14 protein-coding genes are annotated in these 15,598 nt (G+C 62.8%); 3 read left to right on the top strand and 11 right to left on the bottom strand.

Annotated features, from left to right (window positions below; all coding sequences use genetic code 11):
• Nucleotides 1–9 precede the first annotated feature (9 nt).
• Genes NKI97_RS28535 through NKI97_RS28525 form a run of 3 tightly spaced genes read left to right on the top strand, consistent with a single transcriptional unit; the run spans nt 10 to nt 3,738 of the window.
• Entirely contained in the window at nt 10–291 is a 282-nt protein-coding gene (locus tag NKI97_RS28535; protein WP_352837825.1) for a sarcosine oxidase subunit delta, read from the top strand.
• Nucleotides 288–3,242, top strand: a complete 2,955-nt coding sequence (locus tag NKI97_RS28530) for a sarcosine oxidase subunit alpha family protein (RefSeq protein WP_352837823.1) — start codon at nt 288–290, stop codon at nt 3,240–3,242. The genes NKI97_RS28535 and NKI97_RS28530 overlap by 4 nt, the downstream gene beginning before the upstream one ends.
• Nucleotides 3,235–3,738 (top strand): sarcosine oxidase subunit gamma family protein, encoded by a 504-nt coding sequence (locus NKI97_RS28525; RefSeq protein WP_352756912.1) that lies wholly within the window; start codon nt 3,235–3,237, stop codon nt 3,736–3,738. Before NKI97_RS28530 ends, NKI97_RS28525 begins: the two co-directional genes overlap by 8 nt.
• A gap of 65 nt (nt 3,739–3,803) precedes the next feature.
• Here the strand turns inward: NKI97_RS28525 and NKI97_RS28520 are convergent, their stop codons facing one another.
• The 11 genes from NKI97_RS28520 to NKI97_RS28470 form a co-directional block, all read right to left on the bottom strand.
• Nucleotides 3,804–4,268, bottom strand: coding sequence for a cupin domain-containing protein (locus tag NKI97_RS28520; protein ID WP_352821411.1), 465 nt, complete (start codon nt 4,266–4,268; stop codon nt 3,804–3,806).
• A gap of 202 nt (nt 4,269–4,470) precedes the next feature.
• Nucleotides 4,471–5,346: an aldose 1-epimerase gene (locus NKI97_RS28515; RefSeq protein WP_352837821.1), complete on the bottom strand. Its 876-nt coding sequence runs from the start codon at nt 5,344–5,346 to the stop codon at nt 4,471–4,473.
• A 5-nt stretch (nt 5,347–5,351) separates the two neighbouring features.
• Nucleotides 5,352–6,152, bottom strand: a complete 801-nt coding sequence (locus NKI97_RS28510) for a FadR/GntR family transcriptional regulator (RefSeq protein ID WP_352837819.1) — start codon at nt 6,150–6,152, stop codon at nt 5,352–5,354.
• Between the two features lie 2 nt (nt 6,153–6,154).
• Complete coding sequence (locus tag NKI97_RS28505) at nt 6,155–7,099, bottom strand: ABC transporter permease (RefSeq protein ID WP_352837817.1); 945 nt, start codon at nt 7,097–7,099, stop codon at nt 6,155–6,157.
• A gap of 53 nt (nt 7,100–7,152) precedes the next feature.
• A complete protein-coding gene (locus tag NKI97_RS28500) occupies nt 7,153–8,673 on the bottom strand; it encodes a sugar ABC transporter ATP-binding protein (RefSeq protein ID WP_352743697.1) in 1,521 nt (506 codons plus the stop codon).
• 97 nt (nt 8,674–8,770) lie between these two features.
• Nucleotides 8,771–9,754 (bottom strand): substrate-binding domain-containing protein, encoded by a 984-nt coding sequence (locus NKI97_RS28495; RefSeq protein ID WP_352571183.1) that lies wholly within the window; start codon nt 9,752–9,754, stop codon nt 8,771–8,773.
• A 30-nt stretch (nt 9,755–9,784) separates the two neighbouring features.
• Entirely contained in the window at nt 9,785–10,561 is a 777-nt protein-coding gene (locus NKI97_RS28490; RefSeq protein ID WP_352571181.1) for an SDR family oxidoreductase, read from the bottom strand.
• A 5-nt stretch (nt 10,562–10,566) separates the two neighbouring features.
• Entirely contained in the window at nt 10,567–11,835 is a 1,269-nt protein-coding gene (gene dgoD, locus NKI97_RS28485) for a galactonate dehydratase (protein ID WP_352837816.1), read from the bottom strand.
• A 112-nt stretch (nt 11,836–11,947) separates the two neighbouring features.
• On the bottom strand, nt 11,948–13,453 hold the full coding sequence (locus NKI97_RS28480) for an aldehyde dehydrogenase family protein (protein WP_352837814.1): 1,506 nt from the start codon (nt 13,451–13,453) through the stop codon (nt 11,948–11,950).
• The gene (locus NKI97_RS28475) at nt 13,450–13,938 is read right to left on the bottom strand and encodes a (2Fe-2S)-binding protein (RefSeq protein WP_352449810.1); all 489 of its coding nucleotides are present in this window, start codon (nt 13,936–13,938) and stop codon (nt 13,450–13,452) included. Before NKI97_RS28475 ends, NKI97_RS28480 begins: the two co-directional genes overlap by 4 nt.
• Complete coding sequence (locus NKI97_RS28470; RefSeq protein WP_352837812.1) at nt 13,935–15,512, bottom strand: xanthine dehydrogenase family protein molybdopterin-binding subunit; 1,578 nt, start codon at nt 15,510–15,512, stop codon at nt 13,935–13,937. Before NKI97_RS28470 ends, NKI97_RS28475 begins: the two co-directional genes overlap by 4 nt.
• Nucleotides 15,513–15,598: the final 86 nt, after the last annotated feature.

Genomic DNA, 15,598 nt, shown 5'->3' with positions numbered 1-15,598 from the left:
CGGGACAAAATGCTGCGCATCGAATGCCCCTGCTGCGGCCCGCACGACCATGACGAGTTCCGCTATGGCGGCGATGCCTCGGTCACGCGTCCGGCCCATGACGATCCCGATCCGGAGGCCTGGTGCCGCTACGTCTATATCAGGACAAACCCGGCCGGCCCGCACCGTGAATTCTGGCAGCACGTGACCGGTTGCCGGCAATGGCTGGTCGTCGAACGCGACACACGCAACCACGTCATCGCAGCCGTCGACTTCGCCAGGAAATCGACTGTCAGGAAACAACCGGCATGAGTTCGAACCGCAAACGCCTGCCAGTGGGTGGCCGTATCAGCCGCGAGGTGCCGGTCAATTTCATCTTCGACGGCGGCAAGCTGGCTGGGTATCGCGGCGACACGCTTGCCTCGGCGCTGCTCGCCAACGGCGTCACGGTGGTTGGTCGCAGCTTCAAATATCATCGCTCGCGTGGCATTTTTTCCGCCGGGCCCGAAGAGCCGAATGCGCTGGTTACGCTCGGGAGCGCCGGCAGGCGCGAGCCGAACCTGCCGGCGACGACGCTGGAACTCGCCGACGGCATAGCCGTGGAGAGTCAGAACTGCTGGCCGTCGCTTGCCTTCGACGTGCAAAGCGTCAACGGGCTGTTGGCACCGTTTCTGTCCGCCGGCTTCTACTACAAGACCTTCATGGGCCCGACGCGCCGCGCCTGGATGTTCTACGAACATTTCATCCGCAAGGCGGCCGGCCTGGGCAGGGCCGGCACCGACCCCGATCCCGACCGCTATGAGGTTCGTCATGCCTTTGCCGATGTCGCCGTCGTCGGCGGCGGCCCGGCGGGATTGTCGGCGGCGCGGGCAGCCGCCGCGGCCGGGGCGCGGGTCGCGCTGATCGAGCAGGATTTCCTGCTTGGCGGCCAGCTTCTGGCGGAACCGTCCGACAGCGCAGCGGCCGCATGGCTGAGGCAGGCCGAGGCCGAGTTAGAGGACTTCGAAACCGTCGCGCTGATGAAGCGGACGACCGCTTTCGGCAGCTATGACGGCAATGTCCTTGGACTGGTCGAACAGCGCGATCCAACCGATCCGCAGCCGAATGGCGAGACACGCCAAACGGTCACCATGCTGCGCGCCCGCTCGATTGTTTTCGCCACCGGCGCCATCGAGCGGCCGATGGTGTTCTCGAACAATGACCGGCCCGGCGTGATGCTTGCCTCGGCCGCCCGGACCTATCTCAATCGCTTCGCCGTCCTGCCGGGCAAGAAAATCATCGTCGCCACCACCAATGACGGTGCCTGGCGCACCGCCTTCGACCATGCCGCAGCCGGCGCGGAGGTGACGGTTGCCGATCTGCGCGCCGTCCCGCCCGCAGCACTTGCCGCGGAAGCCGCACGGCTCGGCGTGGTGGTGCGGGCCGCAACGCGCATCGTCGACCTTAACGGCGGCCATGCTGTCAGACGTGTAACGCTCAACGGGCCGGACGGCCAATCCGAGGCCGCCTGCGACCTGGTCTGCGTGTCCGGCGGCTGGTCGCCAACCGTGCATCTCACCTCGCACCTGGGGAGCAAGCCCACCTACCGCGACGACATCGACGGCTTCGTGCCGGGTTCGTTTCCGGCCGGCCGGTTCGGCGCCGGCGCGATGATGGGAACCTATGCGACGGCCGATGCCATCGACGACGGTCATCGCGCCGGTAGCGAGGCCGCAGCCTCCTGCGGCAAGTCGGCGCCGGTGCCCGCTCCGTCGAAACTCGATCTGGACGAGACCGGCACGAGTTCACTTCGCGAGATCCCTTCCGTTGGACGTGGAAAGGCCTTCGTCGATTTCCAGATGGACGTGACGACCGGGGATATCGAGCTCGCCCATCGTGAGGGCTATGAATCGGTCGAGCACCTGAAGCGCTACACCACGCTCGGCATGGGCACCGACCAGGGCAAGACCAGCAATTTTGCCGCACTTGCCGCGATGGCCGCCCTGCGCAAGGCAACAATCCCCGAGACCGGCGCCACGACCTTTCGGCCGCCCTATACGCCCGTGGCGATCGGCGCGCTTGCTGGACGCGCCATCGGCCATCATTTCAAGCCGATCCGCCGCACGCCGATGCACGACTGGCACATGGCAAACGGCGCCGAGATGCTCGAGGTCGGGCTCTGGATGCCGCCCTATTTCTACCGGCAGTCGGGGCGTAACGTGAACGAGGCCTACGTCGCCGAAATGCGTACCGTGCGTCAGGCGGCGGGCCTGATGGACATCTCCACGCTCGGCAAGATCGATGTCCAGGGCCCGGATGCGGCAATCTTCCTCGACCGCGTCTATGCCAACGGCTTTGCCAAACTGGCGATAGGCCGCGCCCGCTACGGCGTCATGCTGCGCGACGACGGCATCGTCTTCGACGACGGCACCACGACGCGGCTAGCGGAAAACCGGTTCTTCATGACCACTTCGACCGCCAAGGCCGCCGATGTGCTGTCGCGTCTCGAATTCCTGCTCGACACGGCCTGGCCGGATTTGCGCGTGGCCGTTACCTCGGTCAGCGACGAGTGGGCGGCGATGTCGGTTGCCGGGCCTAACAGCCGCGCTATCCTGAATGCAGCGTTTCCCGCTCTCGACGTTTCCGAGGAGGCGCTTTCGCATATGGGACTACTCGAAAGCGAATGGGAGGGCCGTGCGCTCCGCATCCTGCGTCTCAGTTATTCCGGCGAGCGCGCTTACGAAGTCTATGTCGGCGCCACTGCCGGTGAACAGCTCTGGAGCCGCTTGCTCGAAGCCGGCAGACCCTTCGACCTGAAGCCTTACGGTGTCGAGGCGCTTGGCGCGCTGCGGGTCGAAAAGGGCCATGTCGCCGGACCGGAGATCGATGGGCGCACGACGCTCGACGATCTCGGCCTCGGCCGCATGGCCGGCAAGCGCAGCGGCTTCGTCGGCGACGTCCTGCGACGGCGCCCTGCCCTCCGGGCGCCCAACCGGCAGCGTCTGGTCGGGCTGGAATGCATCGAAGAGGGAAAACGCCTGCGCGGCGGCGCCATCCTGTTCCTGCCGGATGAGAAACCCCATGGCCATGGGCGCGGTCGTGTCACCTCCGTCACTTTCAGCCCCGAATGCGGCCATTATGTCGGGTTGGCCCTGCTTGCCGGTGATGTCGCGGCAGAAGGAAGCGAGGTCGTGGCGGTCTATCCGATGAAGGTCGAAACGGTTCGCGCCCGCGTTGTCTCGCCGGTATTCATCGATCCGCAGGGAGAACGGCTGCATGGCTAGCTTGACCTCTTCTCGGGATTTCAGCCTGTCCGTGGCGGATTGTCCGCTTATCCAGATCGAGGGCTGGGACGCGACACTGAGACAATTCGAAAAGAGCGTCTCGGCGTCGCTCAACACGAAACTTCCCGCTTCGGTCGGAGAGACGGTTCGCCACAAGGGCCTTTTAACCATCCGCGTTGCACCTCGCCGCCTTTGGCTGGCTCTCGACGAAGGCACAGAAGCGCCAGCCCTTGTCGTCGACCCCGATCTCGGCTGTTCCGTGCCCCTCGGGGAAGGTCGTGTTCGTTTGAAAATGGCCGGCCCTGGTATCGCAAGGCTTCTGTCCGGCTGCATTGCCGTCGACTGGCACGCGCCGACCGCCGCTCCGGGCCGCGCCGTGCAAACATCCTTCCATCACGTGCCCGTGCTCTTCCTGCGCACCGGCGAGACCGCGTGCGAACTCATCGTGCCGCGAAGTTTTGCCCGCAGCCTCTCGGATTGGATTGCCGGCGGCTAGCCAATACCGGTTCCTCGGGCAAGGGCTGGCTTTAGCGGCGATTCAAGCCGCCATCACGAAGCCATCTACTCTCTTGCCGGCCAGTCCTGCAGAAGCGTAATCCCAAACTTCGGCGCGGCTACTTTGAGCCGCTCGATATCGGCAGGCGTCGGCGGCCCGACCACCTCTCCCTTGCTGCGTTCATGGCCACCTTCGGCGAGAAACTGCTCGAACACACTTGGCGTGTCTATCAGGATATAGCGAACGACCTGATTGCCGCGATTCATAAGCTGGTGCGGGATGCCCCGCTTCAAAAACATGCTCTCGCCGGGCGAGAGCGTTCGGACCACACCGTCCACAATTGCGGTCAAGTGCCCTTCGATGACGTAGACCGTCTCGTCGTCATTCGCATGAACATGGATTGGCGTTTTCGTGTGCCCGTCGCTTGTGTTTTCGAAGAGACTCAACAAGCCTCCCGTCTGTTCGCCGGAGACCAGTCGCTTCATGACGATGCCTGCGAGCACGAATTCTTTTGGTTCAACATCCGTCATTGATCCAATCCTGCCAGGCACATGTGGTGGGCGTCAAGCAGATGAGCTGCGCAGCGACATCCGGCAAACGTCGAACTGGCTCACGGGTTCCCGGTCGCCGGAGTTCCCTCTTCCCAAGCTCCGTTTGGACGAAAAGCCGGCTTCGTTCTCACCGGACATGCTGGCCGACATCCGCCAATTCGAGGGCGCCGCAGAGGTCCGCCTAACTGACGGCAAAGCTGCAACGGGCTGCCAGGCTCTCGCCGGGCCCAAGCACCGACAGTCCATTCCATTTGTCGATCGAACCACGATTGTGAGCATCGACAGTATGACTGACCGGTTCAAAACAGAAGGAGTCGCTGTCCTTCGATGGCGAATAGACCAGGTAAAAATTCAAGGACGATGAAGCTTCAATCCGCAGGCTGCAACTGTGCTCCGGCCACGATATGGTGGCGACGCCGTTCCAACCGGCAAACAGATTGTTTATCCATCCACTCGGCAATACGACTGGGGCGCCGAAATCCCAGTCGGGACGGGTTTTGACATCCACAAACCGTTCAGGGAGGTGGTTGGGCAGTTCGAGACAAACCTGCGAGGCCGGCGCATGAAGCGCGGTTCGTGCCGTTCTCGGGAACCATGGATGGATGCCAAGCCCGAACGGCAATCTCATCGAGGCCCGATTGACGACGCGAAGTTTCAGCTCGAGCCCCTGTCCGGCCAGCGCGTAGCTCACCTCGGCGCGATATCGGTATGGGCCGGGCCCGTTGCTGATGAGCGACAGCTTTGCGTTGTCCTGCGTTACGCTGTCGACGTCCCACTCGCTCGAAAATCCATTGCCATGAATGGGAAATGGCTCGCCTGCAACATTGGCAGGCAGTTCGTGGAATTTGGAGTCGAATGTGAACCCGCCGCCCGAGATGCGATTTGACCATGGCAAAAGCAGGTTGCAGGCAAGGTCGAACGGTTTGCTGCTCCCGCCGTTTGGCCAAGGCCTGAAGAGTGGCACGCGCCCATAATCGAACCTCGCAAGACCTGCCCCAAGCGACGGGGCGATTTCAGCAGACAGGTCTCCGCTTCCGATCTTGATCGTCCCGAGCATCAGCTTCAGACGGTATCGGCCATGGCAGCGGCGATCGGCTGTTGATGGCGACCTTTGCGGGCCACTGCAAGAAGGTCGTTCGACGCGATCCCGATGAGCGCTTTCATCTGATCGTGTGCATCGTCGGCCCTGCGCATCCTGATTGCCTCCAGCACGTCGCCATGCGCGCTCAGCGTCTGCTGGTAATTAGCGGTGGCCGATGTGGTCAAGCGGAAGGAGAAGCTGAGGGCGGCCGCAAGCATATTGCCGAGATTGGCGAACACCGGGTTGCGGCTGGCACGAAGGATGGCGGTATGAAACCTGACGTCGGCATCGAGACACGCAGCGAGATCGTCCTGCGGAGCAATGCGCATGGCTTCATAGGCCGCTTCGATGACTGCGAGATCGCCTGACGTCGCCATCTTGGCCGCAAGTTGGGCGGCAGCGGGTTCAATGACCAGCCGCGCCTCGATCAATCCGCGGACGAAATCGAGATCGGGCTCGATATCGCGCATCCATTCCAGAACCTGTGCATCCAGCCTGTTCCATTCGCTCGACACGCGCACACGCGTCCCGGCCCGCTTGCGCGCCTCGATCAATCCTTTCGCCGAAAGCGTCAGAAGAGCATCGCGAAGCGCGGTGCGGCTCGCCCCGTAGATAACGCAAAGCTCGGCTTCCGTCGGCAGGACGGAGTGCTGGGCGTAGGAGCCGGCGAGGATGCGCTGTCCGAGATCGCGTGCGATGCGATCCTTGAGCGATGACATGGTGCCATCTGCGGCAGGAATGTCCTGCTTGCCTTGGCCAGTCGAAGCGATCGCCGCGTCCATCGTCATGTCCTGTTCAAGTGGTACTCGGCAATTACCACAGCAAGTATCAGCAGCGAGCCCTTGGCAAGCAACTGATAGAAGGTTGGCACGGACGTCAGTATCATTCCGTTGTTGAGGACGCCAATGATGGCGACGCCCAGCAGTGCGCCGACGATCGTGCCCTTGCCGCCCTGCAAGGCGCAGCCACCCAGCACGGCCGCTGTGATGGCCTCGAGTTCCAGGCCTTGGGATCCGGATACGGGCTGCCCGGAGCCGGTACGGGCAGCCAACAGAATCCCGGCCAATCCGGCCGCCACTCCACTCATGATGTAGATGCCGACGCGGTAGCGGTTGATGTTGATGCCGGAGAAGCGTGCGACAACGGGATTGCCGCCCAGGGCATAGATGTTGCGGCCAACGATCGAGCGGGCAAGGAAGAGATGGAACACGATCGCGGTCAGCAAGAGAATCCAGATCAGCAGAGGCAGGCCGAGGATTCGTCCGATCCCGATGAAGCGGAAAGTGTCGCCGAAAATCGCGATCGATTGCCCATCAGACATGATGAACGCGATGCCGCGGAAGATCGCCATCGTACCGAGAGTCGCGATGACAGCGTTGACCCGCCCATAGGTGATGATGATGCCGTTCACGAGGCCGGCAAGACCGCCCAGGACCAGGCCGGCAAGAATGCCCGCGGCGGGTGATCCGGTGGCCTGGATGGCCATTGCCGTCGATACTGTGGTCAGACCGACAATTGCGCCGACGGCAATATCGAGCCCTCCGGCGACAATAACCACGGTCTGGCTCATCGCCAGAACGCCCAGGATGGTAATGCCTAGACCGATGTTCAGCAGGTTGCGGCTGGAGAAGAACACGTCGCCTCTCAGGGTGCCGAAAATGAGCACGAGAATGGCGAGAGCAACAAGAAGGCTTATGTTGTGAATGCCGATGCGCTCTGCGATGCGCAAGGAAGCGCGCCTTTTGCCGGTTTGCGTTGTTGCTGTCCTGAGCTCAAGGCTGTTCACTGAATTTGTCCTCCAAGCGATGCTGCAGATTGAGGCATGGCATGTCTCAGGATCGTGGCCTCGTCGATGTCAGGGCGGGAAAGTTCGGCCGTGATCCGGCCTCCAGCCATAACAAGCACCCTGTCGGCCAGCCCGATCAGTTCCGGCATTTCCGAGGAAATCAGGATTATGCCGATGCCGCTGGCGGCGAGTTCGTCGATCAGGCGATAGATTTCCGCCTTGGCGCCGATGTCGATGCCGCGGGTCGGCTCGTCGAGGATGAGAAGCATCGGCTGCCGCGCAAGCCAGCGCGCGAGAACGACCTTCTGTTGGTTGCCACCCGATAATTTCGAAACCTGTTCGTCGAGGTTGGGCGCCTTGATCGACATCTTTGCTGCAAGCGGTGAGACGATTTCCAGTGCCTTGCGCCGGTTGAAGAAGCCGAAGGTCGACGTTCTGTCGGGCACGCAAAGCGAGGCGTTATCAAGAATGCTTCGGAACAACAGCAGCGCCTCGTGCTTGCGGTCTTCCGGGGCAAAGCCGATGCCCGCCACGATCGCTGCATGCGGGCTGTTAGGGCCAACGGGCACACCATTCATCGTTATGGTTCCGTCGACGCGCCTATCATAGCCGACAATCGCCTTTGCCAGTTCGGATCGACCCGCACCCATAAGGCCGGCAATGCCGAGCACCTCGCCACGGCGGACCTTGAGGCTCACATCGGTGACGTGGTCGGTGGTCAGGCCCGCCACCTCCAGCAACGGTTGCCCCGATTGCCACGTCTCGCGCGTAAACAGATCGGCTATGTCGCGGCCCACCATGAGCTTGGCTATGGTCTGCTCGCTGGCACCGGCAGCGGGGGAATCATCGACCAGCCGGCCGTCCCGCAACACGACAATGCGATCCGCAAGGTCGATGACCTCGTTCAGCCTGTGAGAGATGTAGACGATCGAAGTGCCCGCGCCGCGCAGCCGGCGAATTACTGAAAACAGACGGCGCGCTTCGTCGTCGGTCAGTGACGAGGTCGGCTCATCGAATGCGATCAGCCGGCCGCCGGCACGTATGGCGCGCATGATTTCGATCATCTGGCGCTGTGCCGGACCGAGTGTGCTGCAGAGTTGACGCGGCAGCATATCCTGCTGCATGCCGAAGGTCGCAAGCACCTTATCAGTCTGGTCCTCGAGCCTGTGCCAGTCGAGCAGGACGCCTGCCAGCCGCGGCAGTTCGCCGACGAAAATGTTCTCGGCCACGGTCAGGTTCGGAACGATCTCCGGCTCCTGATGGATGACGCGTATTCCGGCTCTGTGGCTGTCGCGCGGCTCGCTGAAAACGATCGGCGTGGAGCCATGCAGCACGGTGCCGGTGTCCGGTGCGAACACGCCCTCGAGAATTCGCATCATTGTCGACTTGCCGGCGCCATTCTCGCCAACCAGGGCAAGCACCTCTCCTGGCCGAAAGGCAATCGAGACATTGTCGAGCGCCTGCACGACGCCGAAGCGCTTCGATATCCTGTCGAGCGAGAAGAAATCCGATTGCATCAAAAGCTCACTCCCGAGGATCGATCCCGTGTGCCCGCCGACGAACTGCCGGCCCAAAGAGCGTCATGCGCACTGCGGCGCATGACGCATATCTGGTTCAGTGGCAGAGCTTGGCTTTGTAGTCCGACGCAAAATTGTCGGCCGTGATGTATTCCGGGTCGGTGAAGGACTGAACGGGAAGCTTCGTTCCGTCCTTGATGGAGGCCAAGAGAATCTTCACCGCCAGCGCGCCATGATTTTCCGAATTGAGCCACATCGTACCACGGAACGCCGAGGGCTTTCCGGATCCGAAGGCATCGCAGGCGCGGCTCCCGTCGATGCCGATCCCCATGCCCTGGTCTGCGGAATAGCCGGCATTCTCCAGTGCTCGCGCACCACCCAGCACGCCGTCATCGTTGCATGAATAGAATATCCAGTTCGTGACGCTGGGATTGGCCGTCAATGTGGTGGTCATCACATCGATGGCGTTGACCATCGTATTGTCGTAGGGGACGCGAACGATGCTGCCCGGCTTGAAATCGGGCACCGCCTTCAGGAACGCTTCTTCCGCGCCCTTGTTGCGCTGCATGCAGGTATCGGCCTTGCGGTCCTCGATCGAGGCGATGCGCACCTCTTTGCCCGCCCAGCCTTCAGCCTTGTAGAGCTTAGCAAGCTCTTCGCCCACCCGCGCACCGATATTGTAAGCATTCATGCCGACATAGGGGACCTGGGTGCCATCCTGGTAGTAGATATCGTCGTCCACCGCCACCAAGGGAATTTTTGCGGCCTTTGCTTTCTCCGCGATGACCGGTCCCAGCGCCTTGTCGGGGACAACGATGGCGATGCCTTTCACGCCATCGCCGACCATCGTATCGAAGGTCGTGATCGTCAAATTGGCGTCGAACTGAACGTCCTGCGACACGAACGCGGCCCCTGCCGCCTCAGCCGCTTTCTTGGCGCCGCCGACTTCGGCGACGAACCATGGGTGGTCTCCCATCTTGTTGATGTAGCCAATCTTGATGTCGTCTGCGCTTGCTGTGCCACTCATCAGTCCGGCAGCCAATACCGCAAATGTCGCCAAAGCCTTTGTTGTGGTTTTCATGAATATCCTCCCTGAGAGCTCTATTGGTTGCTAGTCGTGGTAGAGAACCGAGCGCCCACCATCGATGGTGATCGTCTCGGCATTTATGAACGGCGCTTCGTCCGAAGCGAGGAAAACCGCCGTCATTGCAACCTCGTCCGGCCGGCCAATACGCTTGGGCGGATGGAGGTCGTAGGCTCGCCGCTTCTCCTCGGCGGGGTTCGGGAATGTGTTCCAGTAGGCTTCCGCGATCGGCGTCTCGATGTAGCCGGGTGCTATCGCGTTCACCCGGATACCGCGTGCGGCATATTCGATGGCCAGCGAACGGGTCAGGCCCAAAAGTGCATGCTTGGCGACCGGATACGGGAACGTATGGGGAATGATCTGGAAGGCGTGACAGCTCGCTATGTTGACGATGGACCCCGAGCCCTTCGCCAGCATCGTCGGCAAAACCGCCTTGGCGCAGAACCACGCGGCCTGGAGGTCGAGCTTGAGGCAGCGCTCCCATTCCTCATCCGGCATCATCAATGGTTCGTAGAAGACGTTGGCACCGGCATTGTTGACCAGAACGTCGACGCCGCCATAGCTCGTGATCGTGCGGGCGACCATGTCCGCGACCGCGGATGCGTCCGTGACATCCGTCTCGACGAACAATACGTCGGCGCCTCCGGCACGCAGTTCGTCGGCGATCGCTTTGCCGCTTGCCGCATTCAGTTCGGCAATGACGGTCTTTGCCCCATGCATCGCAAAAGCCCGGGCGGTGGCGGCACCTATGCCTTGGCCGGCGCCCGTGACGATTGCGATCTTTCCTTGCAGCCGGCCTGCCATTGCATTCACCAGTCAACCACGGTGCCGTCCGGCATGACGGCATTGCGGGCATGCAGCACTTCCTGCTTAAAGGGGTGACGCACGATCACGTCCTCATTGACGGTGACGCCAAGGCCCGGCAGTTCGGGCAGGTCCCAGCGGCCTGGTTTACGCCGAATTGGCCAGGTAACGACCTCGTCGTACCAGGCGACGGCCCCGGACATCTCCTCCTGAATGACGACGTTTGGCGTCGATATGCCGAAGTGAAGAGCAGCGACGCCAGCGATCGGACCGAGCGGGTTGTGCGGCGCAAGGCCGATGCCTGCCGTTTCCGCCATGGCCGCGATCTTCTTTGTCTCCAGCAGACCGCCAGTGTGGCAGAGATCAGGCTGGGCAATGTTGAAGGCACGGGCTGCGATCGAGTGCGTGAATTCGCGGCGCCCGATCAGCCGTTCGCCGGACGCGATCGGCACGGCCGATCGCGCCGTAATATGCGCCAGTCCGGCAACATCTTCGGGTGGAACGGGCTCTTCCGCGAACATGATGCGGGCCGGCTCGATTGCTCTGAGGTAATCCATCGCCGCGTTAACCGATGCAGGGCGTCCGTGGAAATCGACCATGATGTCGATGTCCGGGCCAACCGCCTCGCGAAGTGAGCCAACCATGTTGGCAACAGAATCGACCGCCTTCGTAGGAGACACGTAGTGGGTGTAGGGAATGCAGACGACCTTGACCGCGTCGTAGCCTGCCTGCGTCACGATGCGTCCGCGTTCCACGATGGCATCCGCGGATCCGGTCTCATAGACCGCCTTCATGTCCCCGAGGCCGAGATGCGTGTAGGTGCGCAGATAGTCGCGGACCTGGCCACCTAGAAGGCGCCAGACGGGGACTCCCAATGATTTGCCCAGGATGTCCCAGAGCGCGATCTCAATGCCGCTGACAGCAGACATTCCCTCGACGCCGAGACGCCAAAATCCGTGCCGCGTAAGTATCTGGTAGCACTGCTCCACGTTGCGCGGATCCTGCCCGATGAGCAGGGCCTCAAGGTCCTGAAGCGCCCCAACGACGGCTCGGGTCTTCCATTCCAGCGTTGCCTCACCCCAGCCAAACAGCCCGGGCTCGTCGGTTTCGACCCGGACGAAGACCCAGTTGCGCATTTCCGCATTGCAGACGCGCGCCTTGATGGCCGTGATTTTCATTGGTCCTCCCAGACCTGCCGCCTTTTTTCGAGGGCGATATGTATGATTTATTATGGATAATATGGACGAGTCAAGCGCAACGTCGATGTGGACCAAGGCCGTCAAGGAACTGGTCCTCAGGAGGATCCGAGCAATTGTCGATCAATCCTTGTCCGCCGATGGAAGGGCTGTCAGCCTCCGATCCGCGAACATCGCGGAAAAGGCGCGGCTAAATCACCGCGCAGACTGTTTTCGTCTCGAGATAGTTCTCCAGGCCCGGTGCGCCGTTCTCATAGCCCCAACCGGATTGCTTGTGGCCGCCCTTCGGCAATTCCGGCGAGAAGTAGGAATGGCAATTGATCCAGACGGTGCCCGACCGGATACGTGCGGCAAGGCGATGCGCAGTGGAAAGGTCGCGGGTCCAGACGCTTGCGGCGAGGCCGTAGGGCGAGTCGTTCGCATGGCTTAACGCCTCCGCGACATCGTCGAACGGTGTCACGGCAACGACCGGGCCGAAGATTTCCTCGCGCATCATGCGCATGTCCGGGCGAACGCCGGTAACCACGGTCGGCTCGAAGAAGTTGTCGAAGCGCCGGCCGCCGGCGATGATCTCGGCGCCGCTGGAAGCACCATCGCCGACGTAGAAGGCGACGCGCGCAGCCTGGGTTCCGTTGACCAGCGGACCAAGGTCGGCATCCGGGTCAAGCCCGTGTCCGAGACGCAGCTTTCGCGCCTCTTCCGCCAGCCCCTCCACCAGACGGTCGTAGATCGAGCGATGCGCATAGACACGCGAGCCGGCGACGCAGACCTGGCCGGCATTGGCGAAGATCCCCCGAGCCACTCCGGGGATTGCGAGCCCCATGTCCACATCGGGCATGATGATGGCCGGCGACTTGCCACCCAGCTCGAGCGTCAGCTTCTTCAGATTGCCGCGCGCTGCGGAGACGATCATCTTTCCGACTTCCGTCGAGCCGGTGAAGGCGACCTTATCGACATCGGGATCTGCAGCCAATGCTGCGCCCACGGTTTCACCGAGACCGGTCACGATATTGACGACGCCGTCCGGCAAGCCGGCTTCGATCATCAGTTCGCCGAGCCTGAGCGCGGTGAGCGACGTTTCCTCAGCTGGCTTGAGCACGATCGTACAGCCGGCGGCAAGCGCCGGGGCGAGCTTCATCGAGGCCATGAGCAGCGGCGAATTCCATGGCGTTATGGCTGCCACGACACCGATCGGCTCTCGCACCGTGTAGGCGAAAATCTTGCTGCGCGCCGGTTGGTAGCTGATGGAGGTGGGGATGGTCGTGCCGAGGATTTTCGTGGCAAAACCGGCGAAATAGTGGAACTGCTCGGCCGAGGCGGGAATCTCGGCGAAGCGTGAGGTCTTCAGCGACTTTCCTTGGTCAAGCGTCTCGAGTTCTGCAAGCTCATCGGCATGGCGTTCAATCAGGTTGGCGATGCGCCATAGCAGCTTACCGCGTGCCGACGGTGTTATGTCGCGCCAGCTCTCGCCTTCGAAAGCAGCACGCGCCGCAGCAATGGCGCGGCCGGCGTCATCGGCTGTGCCTTGCGCCAGCAGTGCGAGCGTGTCGCCATTCGCAGGATCGGTCGCGGGCAAGGTTGCGCCATCGCTGGCGTCGCACCAGCCGCCGCCGATCAGGTGCCGCATTCTGGGTTTGGCCAGGAACGCCTTGACGCCTGCATGCCTGGCTGCACCGTTTCGAATGATGACCGTCATGTCCGTACCCCGCAAGCGAGCGCCTCGACCGCGGCGAGAGCACCGCGGATGATGGAATGATAGCCTGTGCAACGGCAGATATTGCCTTCGAGCGCAGTGCGGATCTGAGACTCGTCTGGAGCCGGATTCTCCAGCAGCAGAGCGGTCAGCGCAACAGTGATGCCGGGTGCGCAGTAGCCGCACTGGAAGGCGTTTTCGGCCGCCAGAGCCTGGCGCAGGACAATAGCTTCGGGAAGGTCGTCGAAACCCTCCGGCGTGATGATGGTGGCCCGGTCGAGTTGCCACGACATGAGCAGACAGCCATTGACCGCGCGATCGTCCATCAGCACGGAACAAGCGCCGCAGCGGCCGATGCCGCAAGCCGTCTTGGCGGCAGTCATGCCGAAATGATCGCGCAGCAGATCGATCAGGCGCAACTCGGCGGGCACGGCCAGCGCCTGGCGGCAGCCGTTGAGGTTAAAGGCGATCTCGATGTCGGCACTCACGCCGCACTCCTCCGCAAGGCGTCGAGCACCCATTCTGGATCGACCGGGATGCGCTCGGGCCAATCCCCTATGGCGTCCGCAATCGCGTTGACGATGGCTGGCGTCACGGCGCCAATGCCAAGCTCACCAACTCCGCGCGGGCCGAACGGGTCGTCCTCGTCCAAATCCTCCAATGCGAAGGTCGCGAGGCTTTCCGGCGTATCGGCAATGCCTGGCAGCATATAGAAGTCGAGGTTGCCGGCAAGATACCGGCCATCCCGCATCGCCGCGTCCTCGGTGAGGGTGAAGCCCAGCCCCTGGACGCCGCCGCCCTCGATCTGGCCGAGATAGGCGGCGGGATCGAGCATCGGTCCGGCCGCGGTGTGCTGATGGAGGTCGAGCACACGTACCTGTCCGGTGATGCGGCTGACGGCAACGCGCGCCAGTGTCGCGCCGAAGGCGAAGATCAGGCGTGCATTGCCTTCCAGATAGTCCGATTTCGGAAACTCGAAGCTGACGGCAGCAGCTGGCAGCCGGTCGGGAGGCAACGCCTCGGCAAGCTCGGCGAAACTCATGAGCAGTGAGCCGCTGTTGGAATGTCGCTCGACGATACCGCCGGGTGCCAGCGCCAGCGTCCCGGCTTCGCGGCAAAGCAGCTGGCCCGCTGCGGCCAGCAGGTCACGCGCAAAAGCTGGTGCGGCGACTGCCGCGACCCGCCAGACCACGTGAGTGCCGCGCGAGGCGGTAGAGGAACCGGATTCGGGCGTCGCCGCCGTATCGCCGGTGACCGGCCGGACATCGTCGCGACCGCAGCCGAGCGCTCCGGCTACGGCGGCCTTGACCGAGGTGAGCAGGCCCTGTCCCAGCTCGTCCAGGCCATAGAGCGCTTCGATCATGCCATCCGCAGCCAAGCGCAACGCGCCTCCGGCCGGGTCCGGCGGCAGCGTGCCTAGTCCGTTGCCTTGATAGTTCATCGCCATCCCGACGCCGATCGTCTCACAGCCGTCGAACGACGGACCACGCGGCTTGGCCCAGATCGGGTCAGCAGCGGCGGCTTGCAGCATCTCGGCCAAACGTTCGGACGGCGCGACCTGCTGGCCGAGATGGCCTCGCGTGCCAGGCTCGCGCAAATTGCGGCGCCGTATCTCGATAATGTCGATGCCGGCGGCTTCGGCCAGCCGGTCCAGCTGGCACTCTACCGCGAAGGCCATCTGGTTGGCACCGAAGCCACGAAACGCGCCGCAGACGCCGTTATTGGTGTAGGCGAGCCTGCCCGAGCTGAGGACGTTGGGAACGACATATGGCCCGCAGGCGTGTTCGAGGGCCGTCTCAAGCACGCCCGGACCGAGCGACGCGTAGGCGCCGGCATCCGCGATCACATCCACCTGCTGTGCGAGCAGCCGACCTTCGGGGTCGCAGGCGGTACGCATATGGATGCGCATGGCATTGCGCTTGGTGCCCGCGATGACGGATTCCGCCCGGTCGAGATGCAGCCGCACGGCGCGTCCGGTCTTCAGCGCCAGCAGGGCCAGGGCAGGCTGCACGGTCAGCTCGTCCTTGCCGCCGAAAGCGCCGCCAGTCGGGCTGGTGACCACCGATAGTGTTGAAGAAGTCGGCGATGAAGCCGTGGATCCACTCGCACCGAAGCGTCTTGATTAAGGTCGACGCGACCTCCTCGCCT

This window comes from Mesorhizobium sp. M0296, from assembly GCF_040321675.1.
GTDB lineage: Bacteria > Pseudomonadota > Alphaproteobacteria > Rhizobiales > Rhizobiaceae > Mesorhizobium.
This window is presented reverse-complemented; position numbering and strand designations above follow the sequence as displayed.